Source organism: Nitrosomonas sp. ANs5, from assembly GCF_050584665.1.
GTDB lineage: Bacteria > Pseudomonadota > Gammaproteobacteria > Burkholderiales > Nitrosomonadaceae > Nitrosomonas.
Window position 1 is genome coordinate 21,573 of the sequence record NZ_JBEUDO010000012.1, and the last position, 16,325, is coordinate 37,897.

Consider the following 16,325-nt stretch of genomic DNA (forward strand, 5'->3'; position numbering starts at 1 on the left):
ATGAGAATGACCTTGCAAGAAAAATTGAATGACTTGAATCGCATGATTCTGAAAGGAGAGATATTGGAATCAATGGATAAGTACTACCACGCTAATTGTGTTGTCATCGAAAAAAATGATGTGGTGGCTGAAGGCCTGGAGCAAGCCAAGAAACGTGAATCAGAAATGTTTGAAGGCGTGGAAGCGTGGTTGAAATCAGAGATCATATCGACAGCTGTGGGTGAAAACGTGACGATGACGGAATGGTGTTTTGAGTATAAGCACCAGGACCTTGGTCACAAGAAATTCGATCAGGTGGCGGTTCAGCATTGGCAAGACGGGAAGATCATCAGTGACCGATTTTATGCATTATATTGAATCCAGGATTTCCATTCAGTGAGCTGCTTGATGCTTGGCAGTGGGCGGGAGGACTGCCTCACAAACCAATTCATGATCATCGTATATTTTAATTAACCACAGAGGAGTATGAAATTGAATAAGGATTTTAAATATAACCGGCTTTCCAGGGATGATGCTGCATTACTGTTGGTGGATCACCAATCCGGTTTGATTTCTCTGGTGCAAGATTTTTCACCTAATGAATTTAAAAACAACGTGCTCGCGCTAGCCGCCTGTGGGAAGTATTTTGAACTGCCAACAATTCTAACAACAAGCTTTGAAGAGGGTCCAAATGGACCGCTGGTTCCGGAAATCAAGGAAATCTTTCCCGCAGCCCCTTATGTTGCGCGTCCTGGCAACATTAATGCGTGGGATAATGAAGAGTTTGTCGATGCAGTCAAAAAGACTGGCTGTAAACAACTCATCATAGCGGGTGTGGTGACTGAAGTGTGCGTGGCCTTTCCGGCATTATCCGCTGTGGAGGCAGGCTATGAAGTGTTCGTTGTTACCGATGCTTCCGGCACTTTCAATACAGTGACCCGTAACGCGTCTTGGATGAGAATGCAGTCTGCCGGGGTGCAGTTAATGAACTGGTTCGGTGTGGCTTGCGAGCTTCATCGAGACTGGCGTAACGATGTTGAAGGTTTGGGCGCATTATTATCCAGCTACATCCCAAACTACCGGAATCTGATGACGAGCTACTTTGCCATGAGTAAAAAATAGAAGAATAATTCCATGAGCTATTTTCATGGGGCACCAATAAGTTCGGCAGATCAAGAAAGTTTCAAAATCAACAGGGTAACGAATCAATAGCAATTATAAGAAATCAATCGAATCCGACCCCTTTGATTCTTACTTAGTGGGGTAACTTGTGCAGTTGTGAAAAATGTTACCCCTAAAGCCACCCCTGTTTTAGGCTGGATGCAAACGGATAAGCCAGAATAACTACGGACAATTAATTCTTGCAAATGCGCTTGTTTATTGGTTTCTGCGGACTTGCAAGGATATGAAACTGGCGGAGAGAGAGGGATTCGAACCCTCGATAAGCTTTTTGAGCCTATACTCCCTTAGCAGGGGAGCGCCTTCGACCACTCGGCCACCTCTCCGAAGAAGACTTGCGCAACAGCAGGCGATTGCCCGCATGTCAGCGAGTCTTTAATGTTAGCATGTTTTTGGATGTCTATGTTACTTTGCCTGATCAAGTTCAAACGCCTTGTGCAGCACGCGCACGGCAAGCTCCATATATTTTTCATCCACCACAACAGAAACCTTGATTTCTGACGTTGCGATCATTTGAATATTGATACCTTCTTCCGCCAGGACACGGAACATTTTGCTGGCGATACCGGCATGGGAGCGCATACCGACGCCGATCACCGAGACTTTGGCGATTCTATTGCCGCCTATCACTTCGCGCGCACCAATGTGGGGCAATATCTGCTCCTCCAGAATCTTCATGGTGTTGGCATATTCGTTGCGATTGACGGTAAACGAGAAGTCAGTTGTCCCGTCATGACCAACGTTCTGGATGATCATGTCCACATCGATATTGGCATCCGCCACAGGGCCCAGTATTTGATATGCAATGCCAGGATGATCAGGTACGCCCACGATCGTAATTTTCGACTCGTCACGATTGAATGCAATGCCGGAGATAATGGGCTGTTCCATGTTTTGATTTTCCTCGAACGTAATCAGCGTACCCTCTCCATCCTCTTCAAAGCTGGAAAGGACTCTGAGCTTGACTTTATATTTCCCCGCGAATTCCACCGATCGTATTTGCAATACCTTGGAACCCAGGCTCGCCATTTCCAGCATTTCTTCGAATGTGATGGTCTCTAGCCGCCTAGCCTCTGGCACAACCCGTGGATCCGTCGTGTAAATACCATTGACATCCGTATAGATCTGGCATTCATCAGCACCTAATGCGGCCGCGAGCGCGACAGCCGTCGTATCCGAACCACCACGCCCCAATGTCGTGATATTGCCCGCTTCGTCCCTACCCTGAAACCCGGCAACAATGATCACGTAACCGGCCGCCAGGTCGGCACGAATACGATCCTCGTCGATTTTCAGGATGCGTGCTTTGGTATGCGCATTATCCGTCGTAATACTGACCTGAGAACCAGTATAGCTTTTTGCCTTGATTCCCAGCCCATGCAAAGCCATCGCCAACAACGCGATAGAAACCTGCTCGCCCGTCGAGAGAATGACGTCCAGCTCACGTGGATCAGGATCAGGCTGAATTTCTTTGGCCAGCGAAATGAGACGGTTGGTTTCACCGCTCATGGCAGAGACAACGATCACCAAATCATGCCCTGCGGCACGAAATTTTGCCGCACGCCGGGCAACATTCTTGATGCGCTCCGTACTGCCTACCGAAGTGCCGCCATATTTTTGAACAAAAAAAGCCACGGAAAAATATTTCTCAACTATTGAAAGAATGGTCTAACCGGCCGCAGATTGTACACACTTCTGCAAAAGAATTCTATTTGAGGGCAGAATAACAATAAGGGTTCATTTCAACCTAAAAACGCAGTCAGCCATTATCAGAAAGGAATAAAAGCTTGAATTAAACAACCAAATTTAAATGACATCCTGAACTCAAGGCAAAGGGGAATCACGCTGTGCTGTTTAGAGCACGCTGTAGCTTAACTTTCGCGACAGCGCGATAGCTTGGCAATTACACCTCGTCAGAAATAAAAACTCATGCACCCCAAACCTCATCTAACTGAGGTTTTTAGGCTCGACCATCGAATGATTCCCTCAACGCGCAGGCACTCACTGCCCGTAATGACCCAATCCGTCGGCCCGGTTGAGAGATGCCCGGCCAGGCCGGGTTTCTCGGCAAGCAATAACGCTCAGAAAGACACACCCAATTCTCTCAAGGTTTCTTTTGTCAATTCACCCTTGGCAAGCTGGTGTTGCTGCTGAAAATCGGTCAGTGCACGCATGGTACGCGGCCCCATCAGTCCATCAGCAGCGCCAGGATTAAATCCCGCATCTGTTAATGCTCGTTGAACCTTGCGGATCAATTCCGGTGTTGCCTTGACGACTTCAAGACCATCTTCAAAAGCCTCTGCAGTATCCTGGGCGGATTCTGTTGCCAATGCCGCCAGAGATACAGGCTCATCGACAACACCTGCCGCAATTTCTTCCGATTCCGCTGTGGTATCTACATCATTCAAGGAAGCAATCGATGATTCAGTTCTTTGGATAATTTCATCGGCCTTCTCCAGAATTGACTCCAGCGTTTCCTCCACAGGCTCTGCGGGTGCTGGTGCTGGTGCCGCTGGCGCGACGGGCGCAACGGGTTCTGGCATGACATCTTCACTCTGAATGAATTCCGCCACTCTATCGGGATCCTGATCTTGTTTGGCGACTTCCTCTGTTTCACCACCACAGCCCGAGACAATGCCGGCGACGACTAACGGCAGAACACCTTTTGCTAAAGAATCCAAATTTACTGTTTTCATTTTCAAATCTCCTTATGAAAAAGAACCAACAGGCTTTCCAGAAATCTCTGGCTTTCTCTAAAAATTCAAACTAAAGCGGAATAATTACAATAAAACACGAAAACAAAAATTTGGTTTTAGAGTGGCCTCTTTTTTCCGGAATGCTTCCATTCTACTACGTGATCTCGCGGGATCAATTCAATTTTGTTTGAACGAAAACGTCCGATCAGAAAAAATAAAGCCGCATGCCCCTGAATCGCGACATGCGGTAGCTGAATAGCTTATCCTTATACCCTCGGGCGCAATTACCCGAATAATGGCCCTATCCACCGACTTTTTCAGTAGGTCTCACTGACTGTCACCTGCATAGGCCAGCTTACTTTCAGTTTTTCAGGATCATGGGGACACCCGGCCACACCCGTCATGCAAGTGCAAAAGCAGTTATTGCCTAAGCGTTTACCTGAACACGCCCTGGCGCAAATAGCCGGAAGCACGCGATTCTGCGCATAACATTCGCCTATCCCAGGATTAGGTTCTAAAATAACGGCTCACTTAGGAAGATCAAGCATGATACTCAGCCTGGTTTTGCGCGGCAGCATATTCGCGCTTTTGTGGTGGGCGCTCACGGAAGGCAATTTCGATGCCTGGTGGCTGGGCGGCATCCTGATAATGGTGGCCACGGAAATCAGCCGCCGCCTGATACCTGCACGCACCTGGCCATTGATAGGCTTGCTGCGGTTCATACCATTTTTCATCGAGCGCTCCCTGATCAGCTGTGTGGATGTGGCTTGGCGGGCATTGCGCCCCGGTTTGCACATCGATCCCATTCTGATAAGGTATCCGCTGCGCCTGCCCGAAGGCTTTCCGAGAATCTTCATGGCCAATGTTGTCAGTTTATTACCTGGCACGCTAGCAGCAGAACTGGAAGGATCAGATTTGTTTGTACATGTACTCGATAGCCGCAGCCACTACTGGCGTGAACTCACCCAGCTGGAGCAGCATGTGGCGCAACTGTCTGGCGCTTACCTGCAGGCGACCCCAGGCACAGCCATAACCGGCCGGCAGGACTGTTCATGATAGCTATCATCGACCAGACTTACAAGCGCACCCCACGAGGTGCGACGGAATCGCCTGTTTATCATGCACGCAACCGGAGCATGCTCGACTCCAACCAGATGGAACGGCTCCCATGACTTTGATTTATCTATGGATCACTTTTTTCCTGTTTTTGACATTAATGGCCGGCATGTGGCGGATCCTGCGCGGGCCGACTGCCGCTGACCGGATGTTGGCAGCACAACTATTCGGCACCACCGCAGTCGCCATTTTACTGATCCTCGCGCAATTGGCCGAACAGCCCGCATTTCGCGATGCCGCATTGCTGCTCGCGCTACTGGCAACGGTTACGGTCGTAGCTTTCGTACACCGGGCCTGGCAGACAATTTCCGAGTCAGAAGATGAATCCAGCTGACAGCCTTACCATCCTGCTGCTCATGGCAGGGGCTTTTTTCTTCCTCGCCGGCACTGTCGGACTGCTACGCTTTCCGGATATCTTCACCCGTCTGCACGCGCTGACCAAGGCGGATAATTTAGGATTGGGACTCATCATCGCGGGACTTGTCATTCAAGCAGACAATTGGGCTATCGTGGGCAAGCTTTTGATGATATGGTTGCTGGTATTGCTCGCATCCGCCGCCGCCTGTCATCTGATTGCCCGTACCGCACGCCGAAAGAGGATCTTGCCATGGAAACGCTGACAGCACTTACGCTCGCATTCGACGTTCTGCTTGCGTTGCTATTACTACTAACCGCTGGATTTGCCTTATTCGGCCGTAATTTATTTCGTGCGATTGTTTTGTACATCGCTTTTGGTTTGCTACTGGCACTTGCCTGGATACGTCTGGACGCGCCCGATATCGCGCTGGCGGAAATCGCCATTGGTGCCGGACTGACCGGCGCATTGCTGCTCTCCGCCTGGGCGCGATTGGAACGTTTCGATGACAATCAAGCCGCAGATGAGTCGTCACAAAGCGGCCAGCATCAAACACGCACACCACATTGACGGCAATCGTGCGACGCGCCGGGTTGCACAGCTTTCAGGCCACATGGCGCCCACGTGGAAAGGCATCGCCCTGCAGTCAAGTGACGTCTTGCCCCCGTGAGCTGAAAATCGCACACAGAGCCTGTCCAGCCGAAATTTCGAGGTTTAACAAAAACTGACATGCAGTCATACAATTGTCAACAGGACGTATGCAGCACAGGATAATCCCTCGTCAGTTTTAGGATACATTGCATGCACCGCACCGAAACTGAAAACAGTCTAGGAGGCTGTCCGAGAATAGCGATCGTAGCGAGGGCGAGGCTGGTTGAGTTGGATTTTTCGATCATTTGAGGCGAATAGTCGTTCTATTTAACGAAAAGGATCGGAAAATCCGACCAATGAGGCTCGTCCGCAGTAGATCAGTCTATTCTCGGATAGCCTCCTAGAGACATAAAAACCGGTGAGATCGTTATTTGGAGGTGGCATACATGAACGAAATCATACTTGTCCTCAATGCCGGGTCCTCCAGCGTCAAATTCGGACTGTATCAGGCGAAGCACAGTAATTTATCAAAGCTCTATCAGGGAAAAATCGAGATCCGTGGCACCGCTTCCCGGTTCGAGGTCAAGAATGACCAGGGCGATATGCTCTGGCAACAATCCGTCGATATTTCCTGTCATGAAAATGCAATAGAATTGCTTTTACAATGGCTGCAAACGCAGGCAGGCAATCAGCAGCCCTCGGCAGTAGGTCACCGTATCGTGCATGGAGGATCGCAGTTCAGCCTACCGGTCATTATTGATGAACCCATCCTGGAACGATTGTTCCAGTTAATTCCGCTCGCCCCTCTCCATCAACCCGACAGTCTGGCGGGAATCAGGGCGCTCCAGCAGCTACGGCCAGCCATGCGGCAAATAGCCTGTTTCGACACTGCGTTTCATCACACCATGCCGGATGTTGAACAAATCTATGCCTTACCGCGCTATTTGACAGACAACGGAATTAGGCGTTATGGTTTCCACGGTCTTTCCTATGAATACATCGCCCAGATTTTGCCTGACCACATGGGGGAGCAGGCGGAAAACCGTATTGTGGTCGCGCATCTTGGCAATGGCGCCAGTTTATGCGCGCTGAAAGGGCGTAAAAGTCTTGCCACGACGATGGGTTTCACGCCGCTGGAAGGTTTACCCATGGGAACGCGTTGCGGCAACCTTGACCCGGCTGTCCTGCTTTACCTGATGCGCGAGCAACAGATGGATCATGATCATTTAACCGAGCTGTTACACCGTCGTGCCGGCCTACTGGGCGTGTCCGGCATCAGCGCAGACATGCGTACCCTGCTGGCAAGCGACCACCCTCTCGCCAAACAAGCTGTCGATCTTTTCGTATGGCAGATTTGCCGTCATATCGGTGCAATGATGGCCGCCTTGGAGGGAATCGATGGCCTGGTTTTCACGGCCGGAATCGGCGAACACGCAGCCGCCATTCGCACGCAGATATGCGCCCGCCTCAAATGGCTCGGCATCAAACTCGATGCGTCCGCCAATCAGACCAATGCGGCCCGCATCAGTGCCGATGACAGCCAGGTCAAAGTTCTGGTTTTGCCCACCGACGAGGAAATCGTCATCGCCCGCCATACGCTGCAACTTATCACAGCATGAACCAAGGCAATTTTGCTCTTTGACTTAAGCTTAGCGAGGTAACTCAATATGACTCAGAATCCACAAGCCCTGACCGACGATGAACTGCAAAAAATCGATGCCTATTGGCGCGCAGCCAATTATCTCTCGGTTGGCCAAATTTATCTGCTGGACAATCCATTATTGCAAACACCACTCACTGCACAACATATCAAGCTCCGTTTACTGGGGCATTGGGGCACAACCCCGGGATTGAATTTCATTTATGTGCATCTTAACCGCATCATCAAGCGCGACGACCTAAACATGCTCTATGTCGCCGGCCCTGGTCACGGCGGCCCCGCACTTGTCGCCAACACTTATCTTGAAGGCGCCTATTCCGAACTTTATCCAGATATTTCCCAGGATGTCCGGGGCATGAAACATCTGTTCCGCCAGTTCTCGTTCCCGGGCGGCATCGGCAGTCATGCCACACCGGAAATCCCGGGGTCGATTCATGAAGGCGGCGAGCTCGGCTATGCGTTATCCCACGCGTACGGCGCGGTATTCGACAATCCGGATTTGATCGCTGCCTGCGTCGTAGGCGATGGTGAAGCTGAAACCGGTCCGCTGGCAACGGCCTGGCACTCCAACAAATTTCTTAACCCAGCCAATGATGGCGTGGTACTGCCCATCCTGCATTTAAACGGCTATAAAATTGCCAACCCCACCATTCTGGCGCGCATCAGCCGTGATGAATTGCAGCAGCTGTTTCATGGTTATGGCTACCAACCTTATTTCGTCGAGGGAGAAGACCCGTTCGAGATGCACCAGCTCATGGCCAGCACGCTGGATCAAGTACTCTCGGAAATCAAATCTATCCAGACTCAGGCCCGTCTCAATGGCGTCACACAGCGGCCGCGCTGGCCGATGATCATCCTGCGCACCCCGAAAGGGTGGACCGGCCCCAAAGAAGTCGACGGCCTCAAGATGGAAGGCAGCTGGCGTTCCCACCAGGTGCCGCTTTCAGACCTGACAAAGAAGCCAGAACGCATTCAACAACTCGAAGCCTGGCTCAAAAGCTACCGGCCAGAAGAACTCTTCGATGCAGAAGGAAAACTGGTCGAAGCATTACAGGCACTCGCGCCAACCGGCAATCGGCGCATGGGCGCCAATCCGCATGCCAATGGCGGGTTATTGCTGAAACAACTACGCATGCCGGATTTTCGCGAATACGCAGTCAGCGTCACGCAACCCGGGCAAACCATGGCCGAATCGACCCGCATTATGGGTAGCTTTCTGCGTGATACCATGCGCTTGAATCTGGAAGCCCGTAATTTCCGGGTCTTTGGACCGGATGAAACAGCCTCCAATCGGCTGGGAGACTTATACGAAGTCACACCCAAGACCTGGCTCGCGGAAACCCTGCCCGAAGATGATAATCTGGCACCGGACGGCCGAGTGATGGAGATCCTGAGCGAGCACACCTGCCAGGGCTGGCTGGAAGGCTATCTCCTGACTGGCCGGCATGGCCTGTTTTCCTGTTATGAGGCCTTCATCCATATTGTTGATTCGATGTTCAACCAGCATGCCAAATGGCTCAAAGTCAGCAAGGAAATCCCGTGGCGCAGGCCTATCGCATCGCTCAACTACCTGTTGACTTCCCATGTTTGGCGACAGGATCACAATGGTTTCTCGCACCAGGACCCGGGCTTCATCGATCACGTCATCAACAAAAAGGCCGACATTATTCGCGTATATCTGCCACCCGATGCCAATTGCTTGCTGTACATCACCAACAAATGCCTGCGCAGCCACGATTTCGTCAATGTCATCGTGGCTGGGAAGCAATCCCAGCTGCAATGGCTGGATATGGATGCTGCAATCAAACACTGCACGGCCGGGATCAGCGTATGGGGCTGGGCCAGCAATGATCAGGCCGGCGAACCGGATGTCGTCATCGCCTGCGCCGGCGATGTCCCCACGATCGAGGCCCTGGCAGCAGTCCAGATTCTGCGCGAGCATATGCCCGCACTCAAAGTGCGCGTCATCAACGTAGTCGATCTGATGACCCTGCAGCATGAGCAAGAGCATCCACAGGGTCTGTCCGACAAGGAATTCGATACGCTGTTCACTACCGACAAGCCGATCATATTCGCCTATCACGGTTATCCCTGGCTGATTCATCGCCTGACCTATCGTCGCACCAACCACCATAACCTGCATGTACGCGGCTACAAGGAAGAAGGGACCACCACCACACCGTTCGACATGGCGGTGCGCAACGATCTGGACCGTTTCCATCTGGTCGACGACGTTATCGACCGTGTGCCGCAACTGGGCTACAAAGCGGCTTATCTCCGGCAAATCATGCGCGACAAATTGGTCGAACATCGTGAATACATTAATCGTCATGGTGAAGATATGCCGGAAATCAGAAACTGGAAATGGGCGGCGTCATGAAGCCAAAACCTCAGTTGAATCGCATAGTGAATCAAACATTCATGACGCGCTTCATCTGGTATGCCGTCCGTCTGTTGGCTGCTCTCCTGGTAGCTGGGATGGCATTTGGTCTTGCATTCACCATCGTATCGCTGCCACCAGCCTCACCAGAACTGGCGCTGGCTGTAGCCGACAACATGGCAAAAAGCGGGGTATCACACCCCGTGACTGCCGTATTGCTCAATTTTCGCGGCTATGACACGCTATTGGAAATGGCGGTACTGTTGCTAGCGCTGATTGGCACATGGTCGCTTGCGCCCATACAGGAAATGCCGCCGGTCGCACCCGCGGCGGTACTGGATAGCCTGACACGTTTGCTCACACCATTGATCATACTGACAGTCGGTTATCTACTCTGGGCCGGTGCTCATGCTCCCGGTGGCGCTTTCCAGGCCGGTGCCTTGCTGGCAGCGCTCGGGGTACTGCTCAATTTGACAGGTTGGCACCTGCCCGTTGACCCTATGCGATACTATCTGCGCGGGATAATGGCCGCCGGGCTCATTGCCTTTCTACTGGCCGCAGCAAATGGCTGGATCCATGGCATGCATTTCTTCTCCTACCCCCACGGTCAAGCGCACATGCTGATACTATTCATCGAAACCTTCGCCACGCTATCGATCGGCATCACGCTCGTCACGCTGTTTCTGCTGGGCAGAACAGCGCCGCGCTGATGGTAACCGCACTATTGTATGGATTGACCGGGCTGGGTCTGTTCGCGCTGGGATTGTACGCTTTGATCACCCAGGCGCATCTCTTGCGCAAGTTACTCGCGATCAACATCTTGGGCGGAGGGATCTTTCTAGTACTAGGGGGATTGACGCGCCGGCTGGCCGATGGCCTCACTGATCCGGTGCCGCATGCCATGGTAATCACTGGTATCGTTGTGGATATTGCCGCAACGGCATTGGGTCTGGCAATCATTGTCCGGATACATGCGCTCACTGGCCACACCACGCTTCCCGAAGAACGAGAATGATTCCGGTATCCTCGGTTGGGCGCGATGAGCCCGAGGCGTTCATCAAGAGATAAATCTGCCAGCCCGGCCACGTTGGTATGCTATTTTTTACCCCAGACCCCCGCTCGTCACAACCGTCGGTTGACTTTCCCTTTTGCAGACTTACAATCTCCCTAAGTGTCGCTTTCTGCCGGTTCATCAGCTCAACAAGCCACCCTCCGCCAATTGGGTTGTGATTACTGCATGCCAGGAGATGGTGGCGGATGAACGCTGCGCATTATGAACAGCGATATGCTTCTAAACCATTCTCGTTGGGGAGAAAAAAATTGCGCGATGAGCGTTGCTGTCGCTGAATGCGTATAGAGTGCATTGCAGGCAACACTAGGAGCCGAATGGTACAGTCTTCAAGCCATATGGCAGCGTTACAACGCTCTGGAATGGCATCACCATGAGAGAGACAAGGTTGTGTCTTGCACTGGGGCCTACAAACCGCACATTCCAGCCCGTCCAACCGGATTCTAGGATGATTTGTCTATGCTGATGCTCGACTGGGGCATTCTACTGATCGGCCTGCCATTGAGCGGCGCATTGCTCACTTTCATATTCCACACGCAATCCCACTGGCTCGGAATAGGCACTGCGCTCGCTATCAATGGCTCACTGGCTGCCTTGCTGATGCAATTGTTTGCATCAGCTGGCACGCAGCACTATCCAATCGGTGGCTGGGGCGCCCCCCTGGGCATCGAGCTTTATCTGGATGGCTTGAGCATCACCATGCTCAGTATGTGCTCGCTGGTAGGGTTGGCAGTCAGCTGGTATGCGCCCGCCTACTTCCGCATGCAATCGGTCGACAACCGGGCATCCACTGCGACGGATTCCGTCCCATTCAACAAGCGATCCGGTTCAAGGCTTGTCTGGCAGACAGACAAGGGAGAATATTTCTGGCCATTATGGCTGCTGCTCTGGACAGGCCTGAATGCGCTATTTTTGTCAGCGGATATCTTCAATCTATATGTCACACTGGAATTGATAGGCCTCTCCGCAGTCGCCCTGACTGCGCTGACTGGCAGCCAGGAAGCACTCACCAGCGCCATGCGTTATCTGCTGATCAACCTGCTCGGATCTTTATGCTATTTGCTCGGTGTCGCGCTGCTCTATCATGCCTTTGCCACCGTCGATCTCACCCTGCTTGCCGAACGCATGACGGCCGTGCCAGCCACCTTTGCGTCACTGGGGCTGATGGCAACAGGATTGGCGCTCAAGACGGGATTGTTCCCCTTGCATTTCTGGCTACCCGCCGCGCATGGCAGCGCCGCCGCACCCGTCAGCGCATTGTTATCCGCCCTGGTAGTCAAAGCCTCTTTTTATCTCTTGCTGCGGCTATGGCTGACGTTATTCGAAACATTCAATCCGGCCGTGCCAGATTTGCTGGGTCTGATGGGTGCAGCCGCAGTCATATGGGGCTCACTCCAGGCGCTGCGCCAGGTCCGCTTGAAATTGCTGATTGCCTACTCGACCGTCGCGCAACTGGGTTATCTGTTTATTGCCTTCCCGCTTGCCGCAGGCCATACCGGCGCCTGGTATGGCGCGCTCTATCTAGCCTTGTCGCATGCGCTGGCCAAGGGTGCCATGTTTCTGGCAGCAGGCAATATTCAGTTGTTCGCTGGACATGATCAAATCACCGCACTCGAACGGGTTGCGCAGCAACTGCCGGTCAGTCTGATGGCCTTTGCGCTGGCGGGTGTCAGTATCATAGGACTGCCACCCAGCGGCGGTTTCATCGGAAAATGGTTGTTGCTAGAAGCCGCCATCTCCCAAGGCCACTGGGGATGGGCGATCATCATCCTGGTAGGGGGCCTGCTGGCGGCGGGTGCTATATTCAAGGTCATCGGCCACGCCTTCAACCAGACAACCACACCCCATGCCGTGCAGTCAGTTCCCGCCGCAATGCAATGGAGCGCCTTGATTCTCGCGATCGGCTCATTGCTGCTTGGATTGTTCGCTACGCAGCCACTCGCTTTGTTGGCGGTTGGCAGCCCCTTTGATTCCATCCATTCCGGCAGCCAGCCATGAGCATACAAAGCTGGCTACCATTGCTGATTCTAGCGGGCCCACTGACGTTGGGTGTGATCATATTCATGCTGCCCGAGAACAGTGTGCGCACCCGAACAACGCTCAACCTGCTGGCAGCATTGATCAAGCTGGGTATGGTTGGGTGGATGATCTGGCATGTCTACCGCAGGCAGCATTTCGAATCCAGGATTGCGCTCATGCCTGATTTCGACCTTGCCTTGCAAGTAGGACCGCTTTCGGTATTGTTTCTGGGTTTGTCATCGGTATTGTGGCTGGCAACCACCATCTACGCTGTCGGTTACCTGGAAGGATCGCCTCACCGCAGCCGCTTCTTTGGGTTCTTCAGCCTCTGCCTGGCCGCGACCGCAGGCGTGGCCATGGCCAGCAATCTATTCACTTTTCTCCTTTTTTATGAGCTGCTGACACTGGCCACCTATCCACTTATCGTGCATCGCGGGACTGACATCGCGCGGCGTGCCGGGCAAACTTATCTGGTTTACACTATCGGCGGCGGCACTTTACTATTGGTGGGAACCGTCTGGTTATATACCCTCACCGGTACACTCGAGTTCGTGCCACAAGGTGGATTCGTGCGGGATCTCGGGCAGGCGCACCATGCCGACCTGACTGCCATTTTCATTCTATTGGTCGCGGGCTTGGGCGTTAAGGCCGCATTGGTGCCCTTACATAGCTGGCTACCGCAGGCCATGGTCGCCCCGGCGCCCGTCAGCGCGCTGTTGCATGCGGTCGCGGTCGTCAAGGCAGGTGTTTTTGGGATTGTACGCGTTCTGTATGATGTGTTTGGCATTGAGTTCGCCGCACAGGAGCTAGGGGTCACCACACCGCTCGCGATCATCGCAGCAGTGACCATTCTCTATGGTTCGCTGCGCGCCCTGTTCCAGGACGACCTGAAGCGCCGCCTGGCCTTCTCAACCGTCAGCCAGGTGTCCTACATTACGCTGGGTATCGCGCTGGCAGGCCCCTTGGCTGCAATCGGTGGGCTGGTCCACCTTGTACACCAGGGGTTGATGAAAATCACGCTATTTTTCTGCGCGGGCAATCTGGCCGAAACGCTCGGTATCCACAACATCAGCGAGATGAAGGGCGTAGGTCAGCGCATGCCATTCACCATGGGCGCATTTACCCTGGCCGCACTGGGCATGATCGGCATGCCACCGATTGCCGGATTCATCAGCAAATGGTATCTCGGCCTGGGGGCCCTGCAAATGGAACAGAACTGGGTCATCTGGATACTGATCGCCAGCACCTTGCTGAACGCTGCCTATTTTTTACCGATAATCTATGCAGTATGGTTCTGTGATCCGCCAGTCAGCTGGCTGGCAATGCGCAAGCCTGCCAATCAGGAAACTACTTGGGCATTATTACTCCCTCCGGTCGCGACGGCACTGTTGTCACTGGCGGCCGGCATGCTGGCAGCGCTTCCATACAGCCCCTTGGAATGGGCGTTATTCATCATTCACAGTCAATTCTGGCGCTGATGAACATTCTGTTGCCGACACTCCTGATTGCTGCTGTTGCCTGGCCATTGTTGCTGGGCCTGATTTTGCCATTGCCGCGCAGGCCCGGCATTGCTCTACGGCTGGCGCCCTGGGGTGCATTCCCCGCACTGCTTACAGCCATTTTGCCATCACCCGATCTGCTGATTGAAGTCCCGTGGCTGCTGCTCGGCAGCCTGTGGGGGCTGGATCCGGTCAGCCGGCTATTTCTGCTGCTGGCGGGATTATTGTGGGGAATAGCTGGCTGGCATGCCAGCACGAGTGTGCCCGTATCACGGCAAGTACACTTTTTCTCCTGGTTCAATCTGGCGCTGGCCGGCAATATCGGCCTGATCCTGGCACAGGACATGCTGAATTTTTATCTCTTTTTCACACTAATGAGTTTTGCCTCCTATGGCCTGATCATTCACACGCGCACGGCCGAGGCCTGGCGTGCAGGCACCCGCTATATCATTCTGGTCGTGCTCGGGGAGGCCGCCATCTTTGCCGCGTTGCTCTTGGCCGCCGCTGCGGCTGGAACGCTTTCGTTCGAGCATGCCCGCCCGGTACTCGGACATTCTGCCTGGCTGGATATGATATTGCTGGCGGCCTGGCTGGGTTTCGGCATCAAGGCCGGCGTGCTTGGATTGCATGTGTGGCTGCCACTCGCGCACCCGGTCGCACCCGCTCCGGCCAGCGCTGTACTCTCGGGGGTCATGATTAAAGCAGGCCTGCTTGGCTGGTTGCGGCTGCTGCCGTTGGGCGAAACCATGCTGCCAGCATGGGGCGCATTCTGGATCGTCCTGGGTCTGACTGCCGCATTTTACGCAGTTGTGATTGGACTCACCCAACGTGACGCCAAAACCTTATTGGCCTACTCCAGCATCAGCCAAATGGGCATTCTGACCGCGACCATCGGACTCGGCTTGTTGGCGCCGCACGCCTGGCCCGCCATACTCTCGACACTGCTGATTTATGTACTGCATCACGGTCTGGCTAAGGGCGCATTGTTTCTGGGGGTCGGCATACTTCATCAAGGTGATACCCGCTTACATAAATGGGTCTGGATAGGACTCTGGCTACCTGCTCTGGCATTGGCCGGCGCACCCTTTACCAGCGGCATGCTGGCCAAAACGCTCCTCAAACAGCAAACACTGCAATTGACCGAGTACTGGGCGATGCCATGGCAAGTGCTGCTGCCCGCCAGCGCCATCGCCACAACCCTGCTGCTGGGGCGATTCCTGCTCATGACCGCACCCCGCAACCCTGCCCAACCGCCTGACAATGCCGCACCGATCAGATGGCAGTGGCCATGGTGCATCCTGCTTGCCAGCATCGCCGCCTTCCCGCTGGGCATGGACTGGATCTCGCCCTTTCACTGGTCGGGGCGCGCATTGCTGGACAGCCTGTTACCGGTATTGCCAGCCGCGCTGGTTGTGCTCTATATCAGCCGTTCCCAATCATGCCTGCAGCGGGCCACCAAGGTATTGAACACGCTCCACCTGCCACCTGGCGACATGCTGACAGTCTATGAACGGACAGTCATGTACATACTGGCTGGCTGCCGGCGACTGGGCCGCGATGACTTGCCCCGCTGGCTGGATACCAGCAGGCTAAAATTCCTGGCACTGCGCACATGCCTGGACTGGCAAAAGATCAGCACAAAACTAGAAACTTGGCTTGCCTGGTGGCCACTGGCCCTGACAGGATTTATACTGCTCGGCTTGATCCTGGCCAATGCCAGCCTGCGCTAAAGCAGCTTGGGCAGCCGTCGATATCGTTTCTGAAGACTTGTCATGGCACAGC

General features: G+C 53.5%; 15 protein-coding genes and 1 tRNA gene. 13 read left to right on the forward strand and 3 right to left on the reverse strand.

Features of this window, described 5'->3' with window-relative positions:
- The first annotated feature begins 6 nt into the window (after positions 1–6).
- Positions 7–357, forward strand: a complete 351-nt coding sequence (locus ABTW62_RS04685; protein ID WP_430903426.1) for a SnoaL-like domain-containing protein — start codon at positions 7–9, stop codon at positions 355–357.
- Between the two features lie 108 nt (positions 358–465).
- Positions 466–1,101, forward strand: a complete 636-nt coding sequence (gene ycaC / locus ABTW62_RS04690) for an isochorismate family cysteine hydrolase YcaC (protein WP_430903427.1) — start codon at positions 466–468, stop codon at positions 1,099–1,101.
- Positions 1,102–1,391: 290 nt separating this feature from the next.
- Here ycaC and ABTW62_RS04695 read toward each other — a convergent pair.
- The 3 genes from ABTW62_RS04695 to ABTW62_RS04705 all read right to left on the reverse strand — a co-directional run bounded on the left by ABTW62_RS04695 (position 1,392) and on the right by ABTW62_RS04705 (position 3,854).
- Positions 1,392–1,484, reverse strand: a tRNA-Ser gene (locus ABTW62_RS04695).
- A gap of 79 nt (positions 1,485–1,563) precedes the next feature.
- The gene (locus tag ABTW62_RS04700; RefSeq protein WP_430903428.1) at positions 1,564–2,793 is read right to left on the reverse strand and encodes an aspartate kinase; all 1,230 of its coding nucleotides are present in this window, start codon (positions 2,791–2,793) and stop codon (positions 1,564–1,566) included.
- A gap of 446 nt (positions 2,794–3,239) precedes the next feature.
- A complete protein-coding gene (locus tag ABTW62_RS04705) occupies positions 3,240–3,854 on the reverse strand; it encodes a peptidoglycan-binding domain-containing protein (RefSeq protein ID WP_430903429.1) in 615 nt (204 codons plus the stop codon).
- Positions 3,855–4,400: 546 nt separating this feature from the next.
- Between ABTW62_RS04705 and ABTW62_RS04710 the strand changes: the two genes are divergently transcribed.
- From ABTW62_RS04710 to ABTW62_RS04760, 11 genes are all read left to right on the forward strand, one after another.
- A complete protein-coding gene (locus tag ABTW62_RS04710; protein ID WP_430903430.1) occupies positions 4,401–4,910 on the forward strand; it encodes a Na+/H+ antiporter subunit E in 510 nt (169 codons plus the stop codon).
- A gap of 112 nt (positions 4,911–5,022) precedes the next feature.
- Positions 5,023–5,304, forward strand: coding sequence for a monovalent cation/H+ antiporter complex subunit F (locus tag ABTW62_RS04715; RefSeq protein ID WP_430903431.1), 282 nt, complete (start codon positions 5,023–5,025; stop codon positions 5,302–5,304).
- On the forward strand, positions 5,291–5,590 hold the full coding sequence (gene mnhG / locus ABTW62_RS04720; protein WP_430903432.1) for a monovalent cation/H(+) antiporter subunit G: 300 nt from the start codon (positions 5,291–5,293) through the stop codon (positions 5,588–5,590). Before ABTW62_RS04715 ends, mnhG begins: the two co-directional genes overlap by 14 nt.
- Positions 5,578–5,895: a Na(+)/H(+) antiporter subunit B gene (locus ABTW62_RS04725; RefSeq protein WP_430903433.1), complete on the forward strand. Its 318-nt coding sequence runs from the start codon at positions 5,578–5,580 to the stop codon at positions 5,893–5,895. The genes mnhG and ABTW62_RS04725 overlap by 13 nt, the downstream gene beginning before the upstream one ends.
- Positions 5,896–6,362: 467 nt before the next feature.
- The gene (locus ABTW62_RS04730) at positions 6,363–7,535 is read left to right on the forward strand and encodes an acetate/propionate family kinase (RefSeq protein WP_430903434.1); all 1,173 of its coding nucleotides are present in this window, start codon (positions 6,363–6,365) and stop codon (positions 7,533–7,535) included.
- Between the two features lie 48 nt (positions 7,536–7,583).
- A complete protein-coding gene (locus tag ABTW62_RS04735; RefSeq protein WP_430903435.1) occupies positions 7,584–9,956 on the forward strand; it encodes a phosphoketolase family protein in 2,373 nt (790 codons plus the stop codon).
- A gap of 26 nt (positions 9,957–9,982) precedes the next feature.
- Positions 9,983–10,666 (forward strand): Na(+)/H(+) antiporter subunit B, encoded by a 684-nt coding sequence (locus ABTW62_RS04740; RefSeq protein WP_430903436.1) that lies wholly within the window; start codon positions 9,983–9,985, stop codon positions 10,664–10,666.
- The gene (locus ABTW62_RS04745; protein WP_430903437.1) at positions 10,666–10,971 is read left to right on the forward strand and encodes an NADH-quinone oxidoreductase subunit K; all 306 of its coding nucleotides are present in this window, start codon (positions 10,666–10,668) and stop codon (positions 10,969–10,971) included. Before ABTW62_RS04740 ends, ABTW62_RS04745 begins: the two co-directional genes overlap by 1 nt.
- Positions 10,972–11,484: 513 nt before the next feature.
- Complete coding sequence (locus tag ABTW62_RS04750; protein ID WP_430903438.1) at positions 11,485–13,023, forward strand: complex I subunit 5 family protein; 1,539 nt, start codon at positions 11,485–11,487, stop codon at positions 13,021–13,023.
- The gene (locus tag ABTW62_RS04755) at positions 13,020–14,522 is read left to right on the forward strand and encodes a complex I subunit 5 family protein (protein WP_430903439.1); all 1,503 of its coding nucleotides are present in this window, start codon (positions 13,020–13,022) and stop codon (positions 14,520–14,522) included. Before ABTW62_RS04750 ends, ABTW62_RS04755 begins: the two co-directional genes overlap by 4 nt.
- The gene (locus ABTW62_RS04760) at positions 14,405–16,273 is read left to right on the forward strand and encodes a complex I subunit 5 family protein (protein WP_430903461.1); all 1,869 of its coding nucleotides are present in this window, start codon (positions 14,405–14,407) and stop codon (positions 16,271–16,273) included. Before ABTW62_RS04755 ends, ABTW62_RS04760 begins: the two co-directional genes overlap by 118 nt.
- Positions 16,274–16,325: the final 52 nt, after the last annotated feature.